The organism is Pseudoalteromonas sp. NJ631 (assembly GCF_000276645.1).
Lineage (GTDB): Bacteria > Pseudomonadota > Gammaproteobacteria > Enterobacterales > Alteromonadaceae > Pseudoalteromonas > Pseudoalteromonas piscicida.
Genome location: NZ_AKXJ01000005.1, coordinates 86,239 through 110,107, shown reverse-complemented (window position 1 = coordinate 110,107; position 23,869 = coordinate 86,239). Strand labels below are relative to the sequence as shown.

Annotated in this window: 22 protein-coding genes and 1 pseudogene; 13 read left to right on the top strand and 10 right to left on the bottom strand. The window is 42.8% G+C overall.

What is annotated here, in order from left to right; genetic code table 11:
* Positions 1 to 24: 24 nt before the first annotated feature.
* The 3 genes from A587_RS0110775 to A587_RS0110765 form a co-directional block, all read right to left on the bottom strand.
* Complete coding sequence (locus A587_RS0110775) at positions 25 to 1,038, bottom strand: DUF5924 family protein (protein ID WP_026000964.1); 1,014 nt, start codon at positions 1,036 to 1,038, stop codon at positions 25 to 27.
* A gap of 71 nt (positions 1,039 to 1,109) precedes the next feature.
* A complete protein-coding gene (locus A587_RS0110770) occupies positions 1,110 to 1,691 on the bottom strand; it encodes an FMN-binding negative transcriptional regulator (protein ID WP_017217597.1) in 582 nt (193 codons plus the stop codon).
* Positions 1,688 to 2,263, bottom strand: coding sequence for a GNAT family N-acetyltransferase (locus A587_RS0110765; protein WP_017217596.1), 576 nt, complete (start codon positions 2,261 to 2,263; stop codon positions 1,688 to 1,690). The genes A587_RS0110770 and A587_RS0110765 overlap by 4 nt, the downstream gene beginning before the upstream one ends.
* Before the next feature lie 96 nt (positions 2,264 to 2,359).
* Here A587_RS0110765 and pdxR point away from each other — a divergent pair, with 96 nt between their 5' ends.
* Genes pdxR through A587_RS0110750 form a run of 3 tightly spaced genes read left to right on the top strand, consistent with a single transcriptional unit; the run spans position 2,360 to position 4,549 of the window.
* On the top strand, positions 2,360 to 3,817 hold the full coding sequence (gene pdxR / locus A587_RS0110760; RefSeq protein ID WP_017217595.1) for a MocR-like pyridoxine biosynthesis transcription factor PdxR: 1,458 nt from the start codon (positions 2,360 to 2,362) through the stop codon (positions 3,815 to 3,817).
* Positions 3,810 to 4,127, top strand: coding sequence for a hypothetical protein (locus A587_RS0110755; protein WP_017217594.1), 318 nt, complete (start codon positions 3,810 to 3,812; stop codon positions 4,125 to 4,127). The genes pdxR and A587_RS0110755 overlap by 8 nt, the downstream gene beginning before the upstream one ends.
* A 17-nt stretch (positions 4,128 to 4,144) precedes the next feature.
* Positions 4,145 to 4,549: a lysozyme inhibitor LprI family protein gene (locus tag A587_RS0110750; RefSeq protein ID WP_017217593.1), complete on the top strand. Its 405-nt coding sequence runs from the start codon at positions 4,145 to 4,147 to the stop codon at positions 4,547 to 4,549.
* Positions 4,550 to 4,608: 59 nt separating this feature from the next.
* On the opposite strand, the gene A587_RS0110745 is transcribed toward A587_RS0110750, so the two are convergent.
* Together A587_RS0110745 and A587_RS0110740 are read right to left on the bottom strand one after the other, a co-directional pair.
* On the bottom strand, positions 4,609 to 5,298 hold the full coding sequence (locus A587_RS0110745) for a DUF4386 family protein (RefSeq protein WP_017217592.1): 690 nt from the start codon (positions 5,296 to 5,298) through the stop codon (positions 4,609 to 4,611).
* 162 nt (positions 5,299 to 5,460) lie between these two features.
* Entirely contained in the window at positions 5,461 to 6,600 is a 1,140-nt protein-coding gene (locus A587_RS0110740; RefSeq protein WP_017217591.1) for a S8 family serine peptidase, read from the bottom strand.
* A gap of 265 nt (positions 6,601 to 6,865) precedes the next feature.
* Between A587_RS0110740 and A587_RS25260 the strand changes: the two are divergent.
* Positions 6,866 to 7,158 (top strand): annotated as a pseudogene (locus A587_RS25260) (transposase); the annotation flags it as partial.
* Between the two features lie 33 nt (positions 7,159 to 7,191).
* On the opposite strand, the gene A587_RS0110735 reads toward A587_RS25260, so the two are convergent.
* Positions 7,192 to 8,058, bottom strand: coding sequence for a LysR family transcriptional regulator (locus A587_RS0110735; protein WP_017217590.1), 867 nt, complete (start codon positions 8,056 to 8,058; stop codon positions 7,192 to 7,194).
* 93 nt (positions 8,059 to 8,151) lie between these two features.
* On the opposite strand from A587_RS0110735, the gene A587_RS0110730 reads away from it, so the two are divergent.
* Positions 8,152 to 8,790: a LysE family translocator gene (locus tag A587_RS0110730; RefSeq protein WP_017217589.1), complete on the top strand. Its 639-nt coding sequence runs from the start codon at positions 8,152 to 8,154 to the stop codon at positions 8,788 to 8,790.
* A 332-nt stretch (positions 8,791 to 9,122) separates the two neighbouring features.
* Here A587_RS0110730 and A587_RS0110725 read toward each other — a convergent pair whose 3' ends face one another.
* Together A587_RS0110725 and A587_RS0110720 are read right to left on the bottom strand one after the other, a co-directional pair.
* The gene (locus tag A587_RS0110725) at positions 9,123 to 11,414 is read right to left on the bottom strand and encodes an InlB B-repeat-containing protein (RefSeq protein ID WP_017217588.1); all 2,292 of its coding nucleotides are present in this window, start codon (positions 11,412 to 11,414) and stop codon (positions 9,123 to 9,125) included.
* A gap of 166 nt (positions 11,415 to 11,580) precedes the next feature.
* Positions 11,581 to 12,468: a LysR family transcriptional regulator gene (locus A587_RS0110720; protein WP_017217587.1), complete on the bottom strand. Its 888-nt coding sequence runs from the start codon at positions 12,466 to 12,468 to the stop codon at positions 11,581 to 11,583.
* A gap of 101 nt (positions 12,469 to 12,569) precedes the next feature.
* Here A587_RS0110720 and A587_RS0110715 point away from each other — a divergent pair, with 101 nt between their 5' ends.
* From A587_RS0110715 to A587_RS0110695, 5 genes are all read left to right on the top strand, one after another.
* Positions 12,570 to 13,736 carry an MFS transporter gene (locus A587_RS0110715; protein ID WP_026000962.1) on the top strand — a complete coding sequence of 389 codons (1,167 nt, stop codon included), beginning with the start codon at positions 12,570 to 12,572 and terminating at the stop codon, positions 13,734 to 13,736.
* Positions 13,737 to 13,819: 83 nt separating this feature from the next.
* Positions 13,820 to 14,347 (top strand): GNAT family N-acetyltransferase, encoded by a 528-nt coding sequence (locus A587_RS0110710; protein WP_082086199.1) that lies wholly within the window; start codon positions 13,820 to 13,822, stop codon positions 14,345 to 14,347.
* A gap of 152 nt (positions 14,348 to 14,499) precedes the next feature.
* Positions 14,500 to 14,970, top strand: coding sequence for an energy transducer TonB (locus A587_RS0110705; protein ID WP_017217584.1), 471 nt, complete (start codon positions 14,500 to 14,502; stop codon positions 14,968 to 14,970).
* 63 nt (positions 14,971 to 15,033) lie between these two features.
* A complete protein-coding gene (locus A587_RS0110700) occupies positions 15,034 to 15,498 on the top strand; it encodes a GNAT family N-acetyltransferase (protein ID WP_017217583.1) in 465 nt (154 codons plus the stop codon).
* Positions 15,499 to 15,549: 51 nt separating this feature from the next.
* On the top strand, positions 15,550 to 16,059 hold the full coding sequence (locus A587_RS0110695) for a GrpB family protein (protein WP_017217582.1): 510 nt from the start codon (positions 15,550 to 15,552) through the stop codon (positions 16,057 to 16,059).
* Positions 16,060 to 16,237: 178 nt separating this feature from the next.
* Here the strand turns inward: A587_RS0110695 and A587_RS0110690 are convergent, their stop codons facing one another.
* Positions 16,238 to 18,844, bottom strand: coding sequence for an ExeM/NucH family extracellular endonuclease (locus A587_RS0110690; protein ID WP_017217581.1), 2,607 nt, complete (start codon positions 18,842 to 18,844; stop codon positions 16,238 to 16,240).
* Positions 18,845 to 19,141: 297 nt separating this feature from the next.
* On the opposite strand from A587_RS0110690, the gene A587_RS0110685 reads away from it, so the two are divergent.
* Positions 19,142 to 19,876 carry a substrate-binding periplasmic protein gene (locus A587_RS0110685; protein WP_017217580.1) on the top strand — a complete coding sequence of 245 codons (735 nt, stop codon included), beginning with the start codon at positions 19,142 to 19,144 and terminating at the stop codon, positions 19,874 to 19,876.
* A gap of 32 nt (positions 19,877 to 19,908) precedes the next feature.
* Here A587_RS0110685 and A587_RS0110680 read toward each other — a convergent pair whose 3' ends face one another.
* The gene (locus A587_RS0110680) at positions 19,909 to 20,868 is read right to left on the bottom strand and encodes an MBL fold metallo-hydrolase (protein WP_017217579.1); all 960 of its coding nucleotides are present in this window, start codon (positions 20,866 to 20,868) and stop codon (positions 19,909 to 19,911) included.
* Positions 20,869 to 21,133: 265 nt separating this feature from the next.
* On the opposite strand from A587_RS0110680, the gene A587_RS0110675 reads away from it, so the two are divergent.
* Positions 21,134 to 23,137: an alpha-amylase gene (locus A587_RS0110675; RefSeq protein WP_017217578.1), complete on the top strand. Its 2,004-nt coding sequence runs from the start codon at positions 21,134 to 21,136 to the stop codon at positions 23,135 to 23,137.
* A 173-nt stretch (positions 23,138 to 23,310) separates the two neighbouring features.
* Positions 23,311 to 23,865: a type 1 glutamine amidotransferase domain-containing protein gene (locus A587_RS0110670; protein ID WP_010369647.1), complete on the top strand. Its 555-nt coding sequence runs from the start codon at positions 23,311 to 23,313 to the stop codon at positions 23,863 to 23,865.
* Positions 23,866 to 23,869 lie beyond the last annotated feature (4 nt).

Below are 23,869 nucleotides of genomic sequence, written 5' to 3'. Positions count from 1 at the left end.
TTGATTGTAATTCCTTAAAACTTCCTAAGGAGATACAGTAAACTTTGTAAGGCCAATCAGTTGTCCTGAATTGGTGACAACGTGCACCTCCCACTTACCTGTTGAGTCGGCCGGAAAGTTGGTTTTATGGCTCCAAGCTCGATAGCCTTCTTCGCGTCCACCGCTAATATTTAACGGAATTCGGTCAACCATTTGTTTGTTGTGTACCCACACGTGAAATATCTTTTCGTTTAGTCCCCGAGGTGCTTTTACCGCGCTCCAACTGTATAAGCCTTGTTCGTGAAGCGAATGGGTATCGAGGTGTTGGATACTGTTCATCGGTTTTCGCTGCTGCCTATCAACTTCATAAGCCAATGCTATGTCGGTGAGTCTTAAGGCCGCAGGGGGAACCCAGCTACGTAGCTGCCACAAGCCAGTGCTAAGCGCACTTAGTAGCAGAGCCAATAAGGGAAAACGCCACCATCTTGCGTGTGGCATGACATTGCCAAGACTCGGTAGGGTAAGAATAATGGCGGTGACTAGCGCTATTTGTATACTTTGGTCGGTTGTCAGGTGAAGCAAAATAGGTAGCGTAACTGAAATCACAACAAACAAAGCAAAATTATGGAATACCATAAACAGCACATTGTGCCGAGCCAGCTTTTTGTAATATATCGGGTCCACAACGGAGATAAACGCGCAGAGTGCAATTAAGCAGGTAAACGCAGCCTGTGGATGATTCCATGTTGTGGCAGCCAAGAAAAAAGGCAGTGCGAAGAATAGACTTTCCTGTTGCACCATTTGTAGGGCAAAGCGCATAAAGTTGGGTGACAACACAATACCAAAACGTTGCTCTACTTGGTCGCGAAGCCAGTTATCAATAATAAGCCACAGCCAACTAGTGAGTAATAGTAGAGCGATGACCTGTGAAAACGACTCTTTCCGTTCAACCAAAATAAAGCTTGCTATACCGCTACAAAAAGCTAGCACTGCCATCAGGCCCGGCCACTTTTGCATCATCAAAATAAATTTTGTTATTAGGTTTTTGAAATAACGCATTGAAATAGAAATTGCTTGCTGGTCTTTAAGATTCAAGCACTTCAACCATGAATGCAGTATGAGTTTAGTAGTTAACGCACATAACTAGCTAACATTGGTTTGGATGGCGTTAAATGTGCTTTGATTATTGCGCGAGTGTCACTCGATTGATTTTGGCTTAACTTAAAAGCGCCATGCATCGAATTGATTTTAATCCTGAAAAAGTTAATGGCGTTAAACAGCGATTGGCGTTGATTGGCAGGCACGCTATCAAGATGCCAATCACTATTTGAAAACTGCTCAAAATGCGTTATTTGCGCTTGTATTGACGCGTATTTTTCATCATCAGTAGCAATAAGCGCGAGTTCACCTTCAACTATCACATTTGCGTACAACCACGTGGGGAGCTTAATGTCAGGGATAACCGCAGGTGAAAGGTAATAATCTTCACAGTGGAAAACTGCTTGAATAATACCGTCCGCGTGGAAAATTGGGTTGTCTTTTGTAGCGTGTCCGAGAAAATAAGCATGATCATCACTTAATGTTAGCGGTACAAAAACGGTGTTTATCTTGCCTTCCTGTATCACCGTCAGCGTGGCCAGCGGGTGTTTTGTGATCACAGATCTGAGTATGTTTGGATTGCTTTCAACGTAGTAGTTTCTAGGGTAGCTCATAACTTTTCCTCCAACCTCGCTTTCACTTCAGGCCACATCTCGTCGGTGATGGCGAATCGTGCTGTATTACGGTAACTTCCGTCGGGCAGGCGCCTATCTTTTAACGACAATCCTTCAAAATGGGCACCGAGACGTGCGATGGCATTACGAGACTTATGGTTAGATTCATGCGTTTGAAATTGCACACGTACTAGTCCAATCGCCTCAAAGGCATATTTGAGCAACAGGTATTTGGCGTGGGTATTAACATGCGTGCGTTGAAATTCAGTACCAATAAAAGTATGGCCGATCTCGGCACTTAGGTTGAGTTTATCAAGTCTAAACAAGCGGCTATTACCAGCCAGTTTACCTGAGTCTTTATCGATGATTGCAACAACAAGTTGTTCGCTTTCGTCAAACTGCGCTGAACCGTAAAACCATTGCTCTATGGTTTTTTGATCGCGACAATAATTGTTAAATACCCATTTCCAGATCTCGGCTTTTTTGCCTCGAGCCAATAACTCAGGTAAATGCGCTGCTTCAAGTGGGGTGAGCTTAACGCGATTGGATTCTAGCGTTTGTTTTGAAAGCATCAATATTCCATTCATTCTGTGTTTTTAATGCTTGCATATTGCGCTGATTTTGGTTGATATAAAACAACCAGACTTAATAATTTAATTAGACCAGTTTTGATTTCTATTAGCCCAAAAACACAGTCTCAAGATGTTAAACATAAACGCTTAGCAGATGTTTTACGCTGCGCCATTACCGAAGGTAAACTCACCCCCGGTGATAAACTTCCTTCCGCCCGAAAGCTGGCTGAGTTACATGGTATGAATCGGCACACGGTGATGAATGCCCTACAAAACTTGGTAGCTGAAGGCTGGCTGGTGGTTAAAGAGCGCAGCGGCTATCGAGTCAATACTGAACTGCCTATTTTCAGTAGCCAACAGATAACTTCAGAGGTGCCTTCTACACCACAAATCGTACCGCAATTTGCTAAAAGACTGACTCCAGTAAGCAGCACTAAGCGTACGGCCTACCGCTATAGTTTTGCAGGGGGCTTACCAGATCTTCATGCCTTTCCCTATGATGAGTTTAAGCGGTTTTTGGTAAAGGCGTGTCGCAAAACCAATGTCAGTCACTTTCACTATTCAGACATTGCGGGGTGCGAGTTACTGAAATCCCAAATTCAGGCGTATTTGCGCCGAGCAAGGGGACTAGTATGTGATGACTTGCTGATTTGTAATGGCTCCCAAGAAGCACTCTCTTTGGTGGCAAATGCATTTATTAATCCAGGTGATGGTGTTGCCATCGAGATGCTTGGTTATCCACCTGCTCGGCACGCCTTTACCAATGCGGGCGCTGAAGTTTTTGCATTAGCGCAAGACGCAGAAGGTATTAAAGTGGAGGCCTTGGCGCGCTGCCTTGAACAAAACAAGGTGAAGCTGCTGTATTTAACACCGCTGCATCAATACCCTACGACGGTCACGTTATCCGTACCGAGGCGAATGGCGATTTATCAGCTGTGCCAGCAGTATGGCGTGTTTATTATTGAAGACGATTACGACCATGAGTTTCATTATCTCTGCCCACCGTTACAGCCGATGGCGGCAAGCGATCCAAGTGGTATTGTGATTTATATCTCTACCTTCTCAAAAATCATGTTTGCCGGTGCTCGTGTGGGCTATATGAGTGCGCGGACAGATGTGCTTGCACAATTGGTGGCACGTAAGCAGCTACTTAATCACAAAAATGATGCGCTTACCCAGTTGGCTGTGGCTTACTGGATGGAAGAGGGCGGGTTTGAGCGCCATTTACGCCGCATGACCAAATTCTATCAAGTACGCCATCATGCGATGGCGCAGCACCTAAGCGAGCTTAAAGCTAAGTTAGATATCGACTTTGAAATTCCACAAGGCGGTATGGCGTATTGGGTAAACAGCAAACGCGACGTCTCGAAATTATCTGAAAAAGCGCTTGAAAAAGGGATTTACGTACAATGTGAGCCTGAATTTACTCTCGATAAGGCTAGTAGTTTAAGTCATATTCGCTTAGGCTTTGCGGCGCAAGAAGTCGAGCAACAGCAAGCTGGGCTGAGTGAGTTATTTGCTTTGGTCGCAGAGCTGGAGAAAAATCATGAATAAGCAACAAGCACTGGCCGAGTTTGTTACATTCGGCCCACACAAAGCGCAGGCGTTAGATATACTATTGAGCGATAACAGCGCAGTATCGCTCGCTATCAGCAAGGCGATGTTAAGTGTGGTATTAGCAAAATATCTCAGCGGTGAAATTGACGAAGATGACCTCGAAAATTGGGCTGGGTTTGTTGAACTGCGTGACGAGATTGATTGCACCTCAATAGAGGATTACCTCTACGCGTTGAATAATCCAGAGCTGATGGGTGGAATTAACCTCGACTCCATCGGTAATATGTTGAAACTCATTAAAGGTTAAACGCAAAAGGAAATACCATGAAACTAATTGCGGCTGTATTGTTTTTATTAAATTGTCAAATCGCGTTGGCGGGAGGAGATGTGTGTGAAAACCCTATCTCAACCATAGACATCAACGAGTGTGCAATGAGCGAGCTTAACGCGCGAACCGAAGCACTTGAACGTTACTACCAAAAAAGCCTTGAACATAATGCTTTTGATGAGCAACTGGTGGAAGCGATAAAAGCCTCGCAGTTGGCGTGGAAAATCTACCTCGATGCACACTGCGGCGCGGTATATACCCAATGGCGAGAAGGCACTATTCGCGGTGTGATGGCGCTCGAGTGTCGTAAGGAATTAGTTAAAACCAGAACCCATACACTTTGGGCTAACTTTTTGACTTATATGGATAGCACTCCACCAGTATTACCAGAACCTGAGTAAACGCGTGGCTTTGGCGATCACTTTTGGGGATATTATTCCAGCAGTGGTTGTGCCTTAACTTAGTCGGGAGCAACCTCTGATGGTGTCTTATTCCTCAATAGCATCACGCCAAATCCTATAAACCATAGGATTTGTCCAAGACCAAATATAGCCGTAGTAACCTCAAAAAATGGGTTTGTGGCAAGGTAAGATAAACCTGAAAATAAAGTTAAAATCCCAGCTAGACTCACAAGCAAACCCCAATAATGTAGCAGTGGACTAAATATTTTATGCTTGAGACCGACGCAACTGATTGTAAGCACCCAAATCGCGCCAACCAATTCAATGCCACCGCCAAGTGCATCTACCACTATCGAAATGGTGCGATTGACTGTTAATGCAAGCGAAGGATCCATCTCATAAAATTTTGCAATCGCTTCAATGCTGGTTAAAAAAATCATAGTACTGGTAAGGACAATCGCCGCCCAAATATAGCCAACAACGCTTGCAAACTTCATACAGTCAGGTGACATGGTGTTAAAGCGTTGATGAATTGCCTGCACCAACACAATCAAAGCAAAACTGAAAATAATCCCAATCACGATATAACCAAGAAAAAAGGTATCGCGATTTTGCACAAAGAAATCTAGATAAAGCGCTGGCGTATTGTGCTCACTTGAGTCCAAAACCCCAAAAAATAATACAAAGCCAAATAAATAAGTCGCAGCTTCTGTGAGTGCGGCGACGCCTCCCCATTTTTGTAATGACATAGCGATTCCAGTAAATTTGATTATTATTGTTGTCCTCAGTTTAGCAACATATTAAGCATCAGCTCCAGAATTGGGCGTGTTTATTTGTAACAATAGTTTATTGAGCTGGGAAGGGGGGCTCGGGAGAGGAGAAGAGCACCGATAGGTGCCCTCTAAGCCATATTAAAGATGAACAATGCTATCTGCATTGCCATCTGGATCGTTCGATGCTTTCCCATCAGTACCTGGGTTACCATTTCGCATCATGATCACAGCACATGCGGCAGGCGAAGCCATTGATGTGCCTGACATCGTCGTTGTTCCGCCGCCATTTTTCAGTGATAGAATGCCAACACCAGGAGCTGCATAGTCTACAGGTGGGTTGCCATAGTTTGAAAAGCTTGCAAAACGGTCATTTGAATCGGTCGCAGAAATAGTGAATACGCGGTTGTGTGACGCACTAGCTGGAGACACATTTGCAGCGTGCTGGCTTTCGTTACCAGCGGCTACCACAAAGAAAGCACCAGATTGTTGCGCTGCGCTTTCAACGGCATCATTTAGCTCTTGGTTGAAGCCGCCACCCAAGCTCATATTTGCGCAGTCGCCAGGACTTGCATTGACCGCAACGTGATCGACACCAGCTAAAACACCTGACCAGCTGCCTGAGCCGCGAGCATCTAACACTTTTACTGGAACGACAGTGGTGCCAGCTGCAACACCCACTACATCAATACCGTTATCGAGCGCGCCAATCGTACCCGCAACGTGTGTGCCGTGGCCGTTGCCGTCGTCCATGCCTGCATTTCTACCGCTAGAAAATGCAGAGAAACCGCGGCTTGCGTCAACGTTCAAATCTTGATGATCTAAGTCGATACCAGTATCAATAACCCAAGCGGTATAACCGTTGCCATTCACAGGACCACCAACACGCGTTACACTCCAAGGTGTTGTTTGTGGGTTACCACCACCACCTGGTTTTCCCTTTGCCTTTGCTGGGCTTGCATACACTTTACCATCGGGAGTAAAGCGCATCACATCGCTATTTCCTGCAAACGCAGATTTAGCTTTGTCACAGCTCATGTTCACGGCCATGCCTTTAATGGTGTTTTTATAGACATGTTTCGCTTGTGCATTCGCTTTTGCGACCATGCCACGCGCTTTACCTTCAACATCAAACTTTGAAACATCATCTTTAAAACGCACGATGCAGGTATTCGCAATTTCCGCATCCACGGCTGCGCCTTGATACGTTGCATCTTGTGCAAAAACTGTAGTAGCACCAAACGTCGACATGATAGACAAAGTAAGTAGTGTTCTTTTCATCTTATTGTTCCTATTTATAATTATTTTAAAATTAACCTTTGAAACAGACTGGTAACAAAGTTAGCTGTATATTAATAATTGTCAAAGGTGGAACGAAAAAAATATCTACTTTTTCCTATTTAGGTGCATAAATGAATAGTATTTTGATTTTAACTTATCCAATCAAGTTGAGTTTATGCGCTGTATTGGAGTGTTGTATTGTCACCTTCCCATAAAATGAGACATCCATAATTGGAGTTTTCTGCAATCATTAAAGCGGAGACTAATTTATAAAAAAATCACGTTTACCGAATCAAAGATCATTGCTGTGCTAAAAGAAGCTGACTCAGTTATGAAAGTGAGGGCGTATGTCGTAAACACGGCATTAGCAATGGTACGTTTTACAACTGGAAGTAGAAGTATGGTGTTACGGAGGCTTCTGATGTTAAAAAGCTTGTAGAAGAAAACCTTAAGCTCAAAAAATGTATGCTGAAGCCAGCTTAGAAAATAGTGCGATTAAAGGGCTCTTTGCAAGAAAGCTTGGTTCCAGCAGACAAGCGCAGTCGCGCAAGCACCTTAGCCTGCTCTGTCTGAATCGAAGGTGGAAAACTCCTAATTGTCAGGTACACACTTAGAAAGCTTATTTTTAAGCCAATGCTGAAAGTGCTCCTCTTTCGTTCCTAATTCGCTTGATTGCCGCAGTAATACGTAATTATGCCCCGATAAAATAAAGCCGAAAGGTGCAACCAGCCTTCCATTAGTCAAATCATCTGCAACTAGAGGGTATGAGCCAATTGCAGCTCCAAGTCCATCTGCGGCTGCCTGTAGACAGAAGTAAAAATGATCAAATGATTGATTAGACTTGTTTAGATGAATTCCATTGTTTGATTTCATCAACCAATTGTTCCATGCGCTTGGGCGTGTCTTACTGTGAAGCAGGGTTATATTCGAATAATCATGTTGAACCTTATTCCAGTACTCTTTAGAACAAACAGGACCGACCCATTCTTCAACTAACTTTTGTACTACATAATCTGAGGGTATATCAAAGTCATCTCGACGAATTGCCATCGACAAGCCAGCTTCTCCTAGCGTGATAGGGCCCCCAGCAGTAGATAACCTTATATCAGTGCCAGATAGGTTGTAATAGTCCGAAAGTCTGGGCATAAGCCAGCGCATGGTTAATGTAGGCTCGCATGATATTTCAAGATAATTATTTTTGGTACTTCTTAACTTAATAATACCTTGATCTAATGCATCAAAAGCCACATTGGTATATTGCTTAAGTAACTCTCCATCTGGGGTAAGCACCATTCCCCGGCCTTTTTTGTAAAACAGTGGCAGAGAAAGGTAAGTTTCTAATAGTTTAATCTGCTTACTCACTGCTCCATGAGTTATGTGAAGCTTATCTGCCGTCACACTATAGCTGGAAGACTCTGCGGCGATATGAAAAACATGAAAGGCTTTAAGGTGTCTCATCTGTGATTTTTTCTCACATAATTTATGCGTTTTTTTCGATTATATCTGGCTAAAAAAATACTTACAATAATCCTAAATCGACAATATTAGAGAATGAATGTGGAGATAACAAGCTATATAGTTTTGGGATTGTTAATCGTTGTAAGTCCCGGCGCTGACTTTGTTTTGGTGTTAAAAAACAGTATTAACAATGGAAGGAAAGCTGGGTTATTGACCGGACTTGGTATCGGGATAGGTGTCTGTATTCATATTACTTACTCAATATTGGGAATTGGTCACTTATTATCACAGAACATAATATTGTTTAGCATGATTAAATACGCGGGTTCAGCCTACTTGATTTACTTAGGGATTACAGGCATCTTTTGTTCAAAACTTAAATTTGATTGCAAGACTGTATCGATATCGCTGCAGAATGACAACGCACGCAAATATTTTACACAGGGTTTTCTTTGTAATATGCTGAATCCAAAGACAATGCTGTTTTTTCTAAGTATATTTAGTCAGCTTATCTCCCCGCACAATGATAATAGTTCATACTTTGCGTTGATTTATGGGCTATACATTTCTGTATTACATATCTTGTGGTTCTGTTTGATCTCATTTCTTGTCACTTCTGAAAAAGTATTATCTGTTTTTCAAAAAGTTGGAAACAGAGTTAATCAAACCTGCGGTGTCGGACTTGTAGCCTTTGGGGCAACTCTAGCGTTCACGAACTCAACAAGCTCGTAAAGCAAAGCTTCCATGCCACGCTGAACAAAGAAACGAAAAAAAGTTGGTGAGCTTTCAAACACCACTCCATAGCTATCAGTCATAAGGAAATGTACTGTGATTTCTATACTACGACCTGCTATTGAGTAATTACGTTAAATTAAAATGGGCCAGAAATGGTTGGCTGAACGGCCGCTTTGTAGAATGAAGGTAACGTTGATAGTGTGATTACGTCAAAATCGCTTGGTACTTATACCGTCAGTATCCCTTGATAATCACACCACTACAGCTAAATAGAATAGACTCAATCGGCTACTTGGTTGAGTCTATTCTTCCCTTAAGATGTTTTCCAGTTAGCGCGAGCGTAATGTTCTGCGTCTAATTGCAACCATGACGCTACTCAGTAGAATAAACAAGTAGCCGAACGCACCACCTGAACCGCCTTTATCTTCCTTATCGGTCGTCGTTGGCGTTGAGTTCGCTTTGTACTGTGCTTTTACAACCAGCTCACTGGTGACTTGGTCAAAAGCTAGATCCCAACCGGTAAATGTATAACCATCTCGTTTTGGCTCAGTGGGCGGCGTTGCTGCTTGTCCATGAGCAACTTCTGCTGCTTTGATGACGGTGTCATTCCAATCCACAAACTTCACTTGATACTTGTTAATCTCAAATTGTGCCGTAATGGTAAGATCTTGATTGACATCATTAAAGTCTGTATTCCAGCCAGTAAATGTATAACCTTCTCGGGGCGGAACTTGAGGAGCCGTTGCTGCACTATTTTCTTCAATAGTTTGAGTAGAAAGCACGCTTCCATCCCAGTTCTTAAACACGACACTAAATTGCTGTGGTTCATAGCCTGTTACCTGAAATGCGACTTTGTTGTTTGTGTAGTCTAATTCAGGGACTTCTGATGAAAAGCGAATCGTTGGTGCAAACACGCCAGCTTCGCTTGGTGTTACAGTAAACGAAACTTGGACTGACTTAATATCAGGACCATTACTAAAGCGGCATGAACGACGATTATTTAGATCTTCACAGCTGACCATATATTCTTGATCTATAGAGTGAAAATCAAACTGTACTGCGGCTTCTGAGTCTAGATAGAGATCAAATAGGCGTGGTAAACTGGACAATGTGTTTTCAGTTATTTCTAGCGTAACTTGGTTGCTTACTCCGGTTTTTACCTGTGTTGCTCCCGTTATATCCTTCACTGAGATTTTACTGATCTGTTCTTCATCAACAAAGATGTAAGGTGTAGCGCCTAACGTTGTTAATTCTCGGGCTTTCACTCCTTGGCTATATATGCCAGCAGAATCTATTTGAATGTTGGCATCTAACTGCCAAACACCTTGACCTTTTTGCAAGTCATCATTGCTGAAATTTAGGCTTGTAGTGCCAACAAATGCATTCTGATCGCTGCCTTGTTGCCACTGTTCTATGGTGAAGAGTTTATCTTTCGCTTCGGAGCCTTCCGGTGCCCTGAGAGAATAGTAGCCTTTGGCGATGCCAGATATATCTGACGCCGTGACGGTTAAAGTAACGTTTTGCTCACCATTCGTTGAGTTTAGCTGGTTTGATGAGAAAGCAATATGGTCGATACTTGGTGGCACAATATCTAGTTCGGTTTGATTTTTAACCGTAATAACGGAAGGTAGACCGAGCTGATTAAAGTGGCCTCGATTGTAAGCGCCCATATTTCCATTGCTATCAGTGAGCATCGCAGAGGCAACAAACCATTCACCTGGTAGATCTTTATCAGTAAAGGTAAAAGAGTAATTCGAACGATAAACTCCTTCGACATCCGTTTCTTGCCAATCAGATGACTCAGCCTGTTTTATCGCAAGTGATTTATACTGGCTAGGTGGCGAAACCCTAATTACACCTTTAGACATTGTTGATTGGTCATAAGCTTCTACGGCTATATTAACCGTTTTATCGCCTGTATTTACATCAACTTCAGTGTCTGAAATCGTAATAGATTTTATTTCAGGGTTAACGCCCTCAGAGACTTTATCATTCGCGACGATGATATGTGGGTTAAAGCCCGCAGCTTCAATTTCACTCTCGCGTAGCCAAAATCGGACAGCGTTGTTTACGTCAAGTATATGACCTAGGGTTAAAAACCATTTACCATTAACGTCGGCATCGGTAAAAGTGAAACTGACCTTACTTTCGTAAACCCCCGGCTCGTCTGTTTTCTGCCAATTCGCGGCGGCAGCTGATTTATTGTCACCCCAACTAAATCCTGTCGGAGGCGATAAATAAACGCGTGTGCCTTTTACACCGCTTTCATCATAAAATCTTAATGTAATATCAACGGTTTTGTCACCGTCGTTGACGTTAACTGAGTTGGAGGTCAAGTGGATTGATCTTAACTCTGGTGGGTTTCGTTCGGTTTCAGTTGTAGTTTTTTGTTCTTGGAAGCAGTGGGTATTGAGTACATCCAACATAGACTCGGCGGGCAATAAATTGTCACTTTTGCCATTTTCAGCATTTGCCATTAGTAATTCAGTTTTTGTATCACAATCTATTTTTGGGTTAGTGATGGTATCTAAACTAAGCGGTTGGCTTGCTTGTGCATTCATTGCTGCTAGCCCAGAGACTAGCGTTGCCAGTGTGGTTTTCTTAAAGAGATTAAAACTCATTGTTAGTCCTTTAAAGTTATTGCGTATAGCACTATTTAGCGAAATACTCGGTTAGTACTGATTAGTACTACAAAATTGAGTAAACACCCTAAATTACCATATGGCTCTAAATCTTTAGAGGAATTTTTGTACTTAAATTGTGAACAAATGTGAAAGCCACTCTTCTCTACTCCATTGAGTTAAGGTGATTTTTAAGATGTTCGATAAAAAGTTGGGTTTTATAGGGGGTGTAGTTTGTCTTGGGGTAATACGCCCATAATTGTTTTGTTTCGGATTTTACTTCAGGTAATACAGGTATGAGTAAACCTTGGTCGAGCTCTCTTTTCACGTAGCTAGGCGCAATAAATACCAGTCCCAAACCTTGTACTGCTGCTGTCAGCATAGCGTCGAGTTGATCAGAGACGAAGTTATAGTTGTCAAATTGGAAGACGTCGCCATTTTCTAAAATAATCCCGCCTAGTTTATGATAATAACTGCTTAACAACATTTTATGCTGGCGCAGATCATCAAGGGACTTGATAGGCTCATGTTGTTTGAGATAGTGAGGAGCACCAAAGATCTGCATTTGATAATCAATGAGTCTGCTGCCTTTATGAGAGGCTGAGTCAAAAGCTTCATAGTAGCGTGTGATCACTAAATCGTGAGTAAGATCTGGGTGTGCGCCAGGGGCGATGACATTAAGATGAATTTTTAATTTAGGATATTTGGCTAAAAACGAGGCGATATTTGGCATTAAAATGGTACTGCCTACCGCGAGTGTTGAAGCGATTTTTAAGCTACCAGATGGCGCTTGATTCAGTGCTTGCCCGTGATCAGTTAAACATTCAAACTGCGCAAGCCATAGAGAAGCCTTCGGTAAGAAATGTTCACCAGCCTCAGTGAGATTGACTTGGCGAGTAGTGCGAATAAATAGCGTTAAGCCAAGTTGTTGTTCTAGCCAGTCAATTCGCTTGCTCACTGCAGACGCTGAAACCCCCTCTTCATCTGCGGCACGAGTAAAACTGCCAAACTCTACAACTTTGCTAAAACTACGCACTCCGGTTAACCAATCCATTAATTGTTTCCTGATGGGAATAAGTGTTTTTATTATTACCTTGTTTTTTGGATATTAAAAGCTCAGTAAAATTACCCTTTATTAAGTTAAGAGGGGCTGACGTGTTTCAAGTTGTGTTTTTAGCTGTTTTGCTGATGTCTTGCTCTCAGCTCGCAAGCCAAATCTACATCCCTGTTTTACCTAATATCACTGATTCCTTACAGCTTACGCCTAGTCAAGGACAAGCAGCAGTAATTAGCTATTTCACTACACTAGGAGCTGCGCAACTGCTGGTTGGGCCGCTACGAGATAAGTTTGGTGATAGACCTTTATTTTTTAGTGGGCTGGGTATTTTGCTGTTAGGGACGGTTTTTTGTTCTATTGCATCTAGCGCCGAGGTATTTTTTATCGGTCGAGTGTTGCAAGGCATTGGTGCTGCGTCGCCGGTGTTAATTGGTAGAACGCTTCTTGCTGCTAGATTATCAGGTAGTGAACTTAAAAGCGCGATGGCGACGCTATCAATGTCGGTGAGTGTTACTGCTATTTGTAGTCCATTTTTAGCTGGTGTTTTATCTGGCTGGGTAGGGTGGCAGGGGATGTCATGGTTTGCGTTCGCTTACTATATTCTGATACTGGTTTATGGCTATAAAACTATGCAGCAGAGCAGTAAAATTACTATGTCGCTGAGGCCAAAAGCGCTCTTTAATGAATATCAAAGTCTATTGTTAAATCGCTCGTTTATTTCCCTTGCGTCGCTCAAGTGGTTGCCTACTTTTTTGTATCTCACCATTCAACTGTATCTGCCGTTTTTATTGGCACGGCAGTTTGGCTTGGAAGCCAACGCAATAGGTCAGGCGATGATGATCCCCATGTTTGGCTTACTCATAGGGTCAATATTAACTAAGGTATTGCAGCGCAAGCGCACTTATTTGGATATCGTGATTTGGACTTGGCCGGCGCTCGTTGTCAGCGTGTTATTGCTGCTATTTGCAAGTGGTAGTGCGCTTGCTGTTTTGCTTGCTTATGCTGCGATTATGTTTGTATTTGGCGCTTATTTTCCAAGTTACATGCACCTTATTGGCGTGTTACATCCAGAGAAAGCAGGAACAGCAAATGCGCTAGTCGGCGCGGTTGAGCTGTTATTTTTTTCTTGCGTGGCATGGTTGGTCAACAGATGGCTACTGAGTGGCGTTGAGTCACTCGCGGCACTCGTTTTTGGTTGTGCACTGTTACTGTTTATAACTTGGCGGCATTTACGCACTGTCCTTATGCCGATTTGTAAAGAGTAATAGAATGCAGGGTTTCTGCTACATAGCGTTTATCTATGAAACTGATGGCTATGTATGTGATCTTAGGGTAGGGAAAAATAACAATGCAGCTTGAAACAGAACGTTTATCCATAAGGCGAATGACAATGGACGACTTAGATGCGGTTTACAGCCATCGGAAAAACCCAAATACGTCAAAATATATCGGTGCGCCTGCCACGTTCGAATCGGCAAGAGAGAGACTAATTCAAGCTTGCCAACCATGGAAAGGTGACGTCGATGAGCGCTTGATCTTGGCTATAGTGAACAAACAAAAAGGAAAACTGATTGGCGAGCTAGTTTTTAAATATGTCGACGAAGAGAAAAAGGTTGGTGAAATTGGATTTCGATTAGCGGAGGATGAAATTGGTTGCGGCTACGGCTATGAGGCTGCTGCGGCGTTGATAGAGGCGGCTTTTCAACAGTGCTCTGTCGATACCATTCAGGCCATATGCGCTGTAGGCAATCAACAATCGCAGCGGTTGATGCTGAAGCTAGGGATGAAACGCAAAAACCGTCTAAATGCCTTTTTGGATATAGGCGGTGAAAAGCATGATGTCTATATCTATCAATTAAATAGTCAGAGTTGCTAGATAAGAAAATGATTAAAAGTGATTTTAAAACAATGAGTTGTCTCTCTCCTTATCTAAACTTCCAGTTAAATAGAAATTAACTTGAGTTTATGAAGCTTGACCTATAAAAGGGAACTAATTACAGTGCTTGATTTTAAAGGACTAAACGTGACATGAAAAGAATAACCTTCCTGGCGTTGCTGTTACTCTCCGGATGTCAAACTAGTAACACTTCTGTACCGTTAACAGCTGAAGAGCTAAAACATATTCGCTATGTAGATATGCGACATTTACCCATCAAAACTCAAGCGGATGGTTATTGGGTTCAAAAACGCCGGATAGAACCTATGTATCCAATAGAGGCGGCCAAAGATGGGATATCGGGATGTGTTTCTTTGACGTTAGGTATAACCCCAGATGGGAGAGTGGGAAGCTATAAAATCACCAGCAGTTATCCCGAGGGCGTTTTTGATATCAGCGCACTTCAGGCTATAAGAAAGTGGCGTTGGAACCCCGATGATAATAACCCTGCGCGTCAGGCTATATTAATCGATGCGAAGCTTGATTATTTTGTAATTCAAGGGCAAAAAAATTTGGATGAAGCAAAGCGAAACTGTGAATTTACCTCCATTCCGGGGCGTTAAGTGTAGCGTTTTACTGCATAGCGCGCGAACGTATCCGCGCTTTTATGATTTGAGGCAATTAAAATGGAATTTGAACTTTTAGCACAGCACAAAGCGCTGATACCAATTATTGCTAAGTGGTACTTTGACGAGTGGGGGAGCATTGTTGAAGAGGCTTCTGTAGAGCGTTTTGAGCAAAAGCTTTTAGACTACCTTAACGAGTCAGCCATTCCTTGTGTAATCGTTGCACTTGATGGCGACACAATCGCAGGAGTCGTGCAGCTTAAATTTCATGAAATGAGCATCTACACAGATAAAGAGCACTGGATTGGTGGTGTCTATGTGGACAAGCCCTATCGTGGAAAGCAGTTGGCGTCACGCTTAGTGACAGAAGCGGAGCGGTTAGCCATTAAATTCGGTGTCAAAACGTTATATTTACAAACAGAGCATCCTGAGGGCGGGTTATATCGAAAACTCGGCTGGCAACCGCTCGAAAACGTCAATTACCGAGGCGTTGATGTAGTGGTGATGAGCAAAGCTTTGCTTTAGCTGTATACAGTTCCAAACCAAACTTAGAGCAATTACAGGACCTTCCTTTCAATGGCAGACCAAGCTATTTCACTTTCTAAATATAATCAAGATTGGCCACGGATGTTCCAAGATGAAGAGCTAAGGTTAGCGCCTTTGCTATGCCCTTGGATTGAAGGTGATATTGAACATGTGGGTAGTACAGCTGTGGTTGGTATGGTTGCTAAGCCGGTGATAGATATTATGGTGGGTGTTAAGTCGCTAGAAGCGTCAAAAGAAGCTATCAAAGTCCTTACTCAACACGGTTATTGTTATTACCCCTATAAAGCTGACGTAATGCACTGGTTTTGCAAACCAACGCCTGAGTTTAGAACTCATCACTTACATCTTGTTCCCTTCGATAGTGCATTTTGGCAAGAGCGCATTTCTTTTAGGGATAAATTAAGAGCGTCATCAGATTTAAGCGCTGAGTACTGTGCGTTAAAGCAAAGATTAGCGCAAGAATACAAAGATGATCGTGAGCAATATACTCAACAAAAATGGCCTTTTATTCAGAAAGTGTTGGCGTCATTTTATAGCTGATATTAACCCAGCCTGTCGTGGCAACATGAAACGGCGATAATCGGACATTTTATAGTTTTTAACTTAGAGAATAAGTGTCCTTTCTGAAAGTATGATTAATTAGTTGTGATTATAGTAAGTTGAAAGACCAAGAAAAACCCAAGAGCCTTGGCTCTTGGGTTTTACATTAAAGCAGCAATTAATTCGCTTTTGTCGCTTTGTATTTGATAGTTACATTGTAGTAAGGGAATAGACCGCGCAGGCGGAAATTCCATTTACCTTCTGCTGGCTCGTCAAATACACAGCTTTCTTCACTACCCCAAAGGTATGGACGACAGTCGTACTTGAAGAAGTTTGGCATTTTCTTATGGCGCACATATAGGTCTGCTTCGCCTTGACCTGTGATTGATACTTCTAGTTTATCAAAGCCCGCTGGTAGCTCGATTGAGCGATGTTGCCACCAGAACCAACCTGCAAGGCCTGTAAACTCGCCTTCGATAATCGTCGGCTCTTTAGCAAGGTTAAGGTCGATAACCACTGGGTCATGATCCGATGCGCGATAAGCGTGTGTTGCGTAAAGACTTGCTTTGTGAGTGTCTGATTTGTACTCAGTGTTGTAATCTAGCGCGACGGGCTCATCAGCATTGATATGCCAATCTGTTACCGACTTTACTTTTTCCATCATCGTGTTTGAAGCAAAGGCGTGATCTAGGCTACCGATACGCCCTTGATACACGTATGAATAATCTAAGCTATTGCCATGAAGCGTTTGCTTGATGTTGGCATAACCATTCTCGACATAGGTGTTGATTGGATCTTCCTGAGCGTACGCATTCATGTCACCTAGAATAATCACATCATCTTCTGCAACTCCCGTCGGATTTGTGCCAAGCCAAGTCGCTAGGGTATTAACCGCAGTGACTCGAGTTTGGTTCCAACAACCTTGACCGTCATTTTGGTCTTGATCTAGGCCTTCTGCTTTTGAGCAACTGCCTTTAGAGCGTAAGTGAGCCATGACCACAGTGAAGATTTCTTCACCGTTTGCCTCTTTGAACGTTTGTACGACAGGAGGACGGTTACCGTAATCAAATGGTACTGTTTCGGTAAATGCTGGCGTCCCTACTTCAGCTACCTTGTTACTACGATAAATGATGCCGGATGTAATTGCATCCCCACCCACTTGGTCAACATTAAGGTTTACAAATGCATAAGTGTTAGCAGAGTCTACTGCATTTAAAGCGTTAACGAGGTCGGCAATTGCACTAAACTCACCAAAGCCGTCATTTTCTACTTCAAGTAGACCAATAATATCGGCATCGAGCGCTGAAATTGCAGCAACTGTTTTTGCTTTTTGGCGTTCAAACTCTTCTAGATTGTCAGCTCCTCGTGACGTTGGGAAGCCTGCACCTTGACCATCACCATTGAAGTAGTTTAATACGTTGAAGCTAGCAATACGTAAATCTCCACGCACTTCTACCTGAGGTGCTTCTGTACGTAGATTAGTATGAACAAAGTTTGGTGTTGTTGTTGGGTGAATACGGTATTGGCTGTAACCATATCCCATTACACCCTCAAGGCCCGTCACTGAATCGCCCAGTCGTAAGGTGTTATAGGCATCTAGTGTGGGTGATGGATAAGGAATAACGTCAGGGTTTTGTACTGATGAACCATCATCAAGTAAAATTTCTTTGCGCTTGTTCTCAGCTTCTAGCTGGTTTGCTGCATCACCGGGAGTTGCTACTTGAGTGCTTTGGTATAAACGTTCAGTACCTAAGCGTACTTCGCCGTAGCGCGCAAGTCCGTATGTATCGTTAACGACCAACTCATTTGAAATCGAAACCAACATGCCTTCGTAGGCTTCAAGGCCATTCTCTGCAGGTAAAGTAACGGTAGTCGCTGAAGCCGTTGCAGAACCGCATAGCTCAATTGCGTCGACGTTAATAAGTTGAGTTTGACCATATTTCTCTTCAACTTTACCACGTAATTTAACCACATCGCCGGTGCTTACTGGTGTTGCAGAATATACGACAAAAATACCTTCGGACGTATTACTATCAGCATCATAGTCGGTGTTTTCTTCTTGAATGAAGAAGCCGCCAAGTCCTGCATCTGATTGCAGGCTTGCAGTGACAACAGCTTGAACTTCAACCGTTTCTCCTGCCAATGGACTTGCATTACCTGCGCCCTGAATGGCACTGATCAAGGTATTATTTTCGCCACAGATAACAGGCTCTGGCTCAGGTACGTCACCGCCATTAATGTGGATACCTAGGTTGCTAAAATCGTCTTTAGCAAGTGCAAGCCATTGTCCAGCGCCAACAAATGCAGAAGTTGCATCGGTGCGGCCAGTGGTTATTGCAGGATCTCTGACAAGCGTTTTATCTTTTGTTCTAATATCGCCATCAATCCATTCACTACCTGGGTCGACACCAACCTGACCTAGGCTATCAACAACTGCACCATTGAGCGTAAGTGTAACGGCGTCATCACCATTAAACCAGCTACTTGTGTTTGTTAACTGTGCCTTTGCGATGATCTCTGCTGCGGAGTCAGCATGAGCAATAACATAAGTTGATTTAGCCGCAAGTTCACCACTTAGTTCTATATTCGTGCGAGCTTCTGTTGCGCCATTAAAGAAAAAATTGACTGAGTAACCAGTTAGATTGACAGCTTCATCACTACCATTGTAGAGCTCAATGGCTTTGTTATAACTACTACCTTCAACATACTCAGAGATAATCACCTCTGCTTGTGCATTTAGGCAAGCTAATGCAATAGCTGAAGCTAGGATAGATTTTTTAATCATTTTTTATTTTCCCGTGTATTAGAATTATCCGAATTTTTATTCGGACGCAGTATTTTAAGCGCTATTGATGACAATTCAATTAAACTTCACTGTTTGTTTACATTGGTTTACACTAAATTGTGTGTTGAAGGACAAAAGTCGTTGAATTTTATGCCATATTCAAACGTTGCCTGTGAGCAATTATGTATATATTTCGAGATGCAACGGTTGCGCTATACTCAATTAGGAACGGAGCAAATATTTGTAGCAAAGTTGCCAGTCAACTTAGTTTGAAAGTGAAGGCGGGAGTGCGTAAACATGGCGATAAAGAGTGTAAAACAGTCATGCCTTCTGTTTATTGCCCTGTCATGCACATCATCGGCAAATGATGCCATAGTGGGAGCGCATAATGTTTGGCCTCCCTACGTCATTAACGAACATTCCGGTTTTACTGTTGATTTAGTTCGCGCGGCATTTAAGGCCGAGAATCAAGATTTTGAAATGCTCATTATGCCATTCAGTCGTGCCATGCGAATGGTTGAGAAAGGGCAGGTCGATATGATCCCCGCTTTATGGCGTTCTGAAAGTCGCGATGAACGCTTTATTTTTAGCAATGCTTATTACAGTAATAGGCTGGTACTTATTTCACGTACAGAGCCAACCATTCATTTTAAAGAGTTGGACGATCTTAAAGGACTAAGTGTATGTGCTATTCGGGGCTTTCGTTCTGAAATTGCACTCGCTCAGATCCCACAAATTCGCCTAGAAAAGCTCACAAACCTGACTTCCTGTTTGTCGCTTCTCAATAAAGCGCGAGTAGATGCTGTAGTTAGCGACGAGCTTGCTTTTGTGTATTTACAATCTCAACACGCTGAATTTCGCAGCTTCAAAGTACATCAACCGACCATAGCACAATGGCCGCTCCATATTGGCGTTAGCAAATCTCATCCGAATGCAATAGCAATAATTGAGGTGTTCAATAAGGGTTTGATACAACTTAAGACGAATGGTATTTATCAGGCAACACTTAAAAAGTATCATTTAGATGAGTGAATAAACTAGCATACTCGCTTTTGTTATATTATTTATGTAATTGGGGCAAACTGAAGCTGCTGTTTATCTATCATCATTTCCAATAGGTACGAAATACTGGTATCAAAATCTTGATACGCTTTGCCGAACTTTTTACGCAATGTAACTTGTAATGATTCTTGTATCTTTGCTGGCGTTGTACCTTTTGCTAGCGCTTCATGTACTGCATTCCAGGCATAAGTTAAAAATTGAATATCTCTAGAAACTGATTTCACCGAGGTATTTTCCCCGTGTCCGGTTAGTACGAGGAGAGGGCTTAATTGCTCCACTTCTTTGAGTACCGAAATGAGCTGGGTAATGTTACCTCTAGGTGTCATGATGGGCATAAAGTTGGAGTTTACTACGTCACCACCAATTAGAATGCGTTGTTTGGGTAGCCAAAGCATAACATCACCTGGCGAATGGCCATCGTTGGCGAATACAAATTCAACTTCAGTATCACCAAAAGTACGGGTTTGTTGATGTAAAATGATTGAGGTAGGGATGACGAGTGTGCTCTCACCAGTTGCGCCTTTAGTCATATTAAAAAATGCCTTAACATCAACCGGTCCATCGCTTTTCATCGTCTCAGCGGACAAAGAGGTGGAGATAAGCTCTGCACCGAGCTTTGCAAAAGCGGCATTACCAAGCCAATGATCGGCATGGCTATGAGAGTTGACTACCCAGCGAATTGGCTGTTCAGTTACACGTTTAATTGCTGCGATAATAGCGTTACCAATGTGCTCGGATGAACCAGAATCGAACACTAACACACCTTGAGTCGTAATAATAAAATGACTGTTTGAATTCCACCCTTTATTTTCAACTGTTGGTCTGCCATAAAAAGGAGATATTACGCTATAGACATTCTTTGAGACCGAAACGGCTTCTAACTCAAGTGATTGAGATTGTGCACTGACGTGAGCACAGAAGAGCCCAACAATCATGAGCCCTGATTTGATTCGATTTAGCATCGTTTATCCATATTGTTATTATTTATATCAGTGCTTGAAGCTGTCTACTTCAAAGGCCAATTGAAACTACATTTTCTCCAAAATGAGTTCAAGCGCTTACGCTGCTTAAAGTGTAAGCAAGCGTGTCACCTTATTAAACTCGCTTTTTAAAGCCTCAAATTATCGTTCAGCAGTCGAACATCGATGATCTTATGCATACGTATTCAATAGATTGTTTAGCTAGGAATTCTATATTGTTAATCTTGTGTGAATAAGAGGCGCAATAATGAAAAATATAAAACTAAACCAAATTGCAGCGGGAGTGTTGTTAACATCCAGTTGCGTTACACCAGCACATGCCGCTGAAGGCGACCCAACAACATTCGTTCATTTATTCGAATGGTCTTGGCCAGATGTTGCTACGGAATGTGAAACATTTTTGGGGCCAAATGGATACGCGGCAGTGCAAGTATCACCACCCAATGAGCATATTACAGGGGATCAATGGTGGACTCGTTATCAGCCAGTCAGTTATGAGATTGCGAGTCGTAGTGGCAGTCGAGCCGAATTTGCCGATATGGTCGCGAGGTGTAAATCTGCCGGAGTAGATATCTATGTTGATGCCGTTATAAACCACATGGCTCATGGCAGCGGGACCGGAGTTGCGGGTAACACTTTTGGCAACAAACAATATCCTATCTATAGTCCACAAGATTTTCATGAAACCTGTGCAATAAACCCTGAAGACTACGGTAATAATGCATGGCGAGTACAGCACTGCGAACTCGTAGGGCTTCATGATTTAGACACCGATGCGAGCTACGTACAAAATACCCTAGCGGGCTTTTTGAACGATTTACAGTCTCTGGGCGTGGCAGGGTTTAGGTTAGATGCAAGCAAGCACATGCCTGCAAGTGATATTGGCGATGTGTTAGCCAAGTTAAATCAACCAGCGGTCGTTTTCCAAGAGGTGATTGATCAAGGAGGCGAGGCGGTTTCTGCTTCTGAATATCATCAAAATGGTTTAGTCACTGAGTTTAAATACAGCATTAAACTGAGCGAGACATTTAAGCAAGGCAAGTTGGCTTGGTTAAAAAGCTTTGGCGAAGCTTGGGGTATGATGCCAAGTTATAAAGCCGTGGTATTTACAGACAACCATGACAACCAACGCGGCCATGGTGGAGCAGGATCCATCGTTACCTTTCATGATGGTAAACTGTATGATTTAGCGAATGTATTTATGCTGGCATATCCTTATGGTTATCCTAAAGTGATGTCGAGCTACGAATTTAATGGCGACACTGATGCTGGTGGCCCTTCGGTGCCTGTTCATCAAAATGGTAACCTAAATTGCACCAGTCAATTATGGCAGTGTGAGCATCGTCGCCCAATGATTGCAGGTGCAATGCAGTTTAGAAATCATACTAATGGCAATTGGACGGTGGCAAATTGGTGGGACAATGGTAATAACCAAATTGCATTTTCTCGAGGTGATTTAGGCTTTGTCGCCATTAACCGCGAATCTTCTAGTATGGTCCAAAGCCTGCAAACGGGGCTTTCTGCCGGAACCTATTGTGATGTGCTAAGTGGAGGTATCGGCCAAGAAAACTGCGCGGGTAGAAGCGTCGAAGTTGATACCAATGGTTACGCACAAATTAATTTAGCTGCTATGGATGCCTTAGCCATTCATCATCAAAGTAAACTGGCAACACCACCAGAGATTGGTGATTGGCAACGCACATTAGTCTTTATTAAAGCAGAAACTCAATCTGGCCAGGATATGTTCGTTCGAGGTGGCCTTGATCATGCCGCAGCATTGCAGCGCGGGATTGATTGTAGCGCCAATCCTATTCTTTGCTCTTTACCTATCAAGCATTTGAACATGCGAAACATGACAACTTCGGCTTGGAAAGTAGCTGATAACAGACTGGATTGGCTAGCGGCTGAAACTGGGCAGTCTAGTGACGCTGAAGGGAGTCCGCTGGATTGGACAACCAATATTTGGCCTGCTAGCTGGGGCGCGGAAAAGCGTTACGATAGCGATGGTTTTGGCGTCATGTCACTCAATCAATGGGGAGCACATTACTGGTTGCTGGAAGTAGAAATGGACTGTAGCAAAACATTCAACGGTTGGTTTGAAGTAAAAGCATTCGTTAAAAATGGTCAAGGCTGGGAAGGGGATATTAACCAACAAGACACGCCATACACGAGCAATAATCACTTTGCTCAATGCGGAAAATTGAACGTGTTTGAGTTTGGCACAAACTCAGTCTCTATCTCTTCATTATAATAAAGATGGACTAGGGCTAACCTAGTCCAGATTTACATTCCTCAGTTCTGTAAAGATTACATCCAATCAATACATTAATCTTTAATGTTTATATATATCATAAGGTTATATGGTGGTATCAATTCTGCATGTGCTTCTATCTCAATATCAGTAACGTATTGAAGGAGAGAATGATGACGGAGTCAGACAATATTTCAGTCGCGATCTTAGCCACTGATGGATTCGAACAAAGTGAGCTGATTAAACCCAAGCAGGCGCTTGAAAGCGCAGGATTTAATGTTGATATCATTTCATTAAAAAAGGGAGATATTACCGCTTGGGATGAAGACCATTGGGGTGAGAAAGTCGCCGTTGATTTAACCTTGGGTGAAGCCAAACCCAGTAAATATGCGGGGCTCGTTTTACCAGGCGGGTTATTCAACCCTGACAGACTAAGGCAGGAAAAATCGGCGGTTAAATTTATTCAGGCCTTTTCACAGTTTGGAAATAAGCGTCCAATTGCGGCGATATGCCACGGCCCTTGGCTGTTAATCGAAGCCCAGTTGGTGGAGGGAAAAACGCTTACCTCTTTCCCAAGTATCAAAACCGATCTTAAAAATGCAGGCGCAGACTGGATTGACCTTAAAGTTGCGGTAGACGACAACTTGATCACAAGTCGCAATCCAAATGATCTTGATGCTTTTAATGAAGCAATTATTGAGGCTTTGCAACAAGATACTATCAATTAATCGA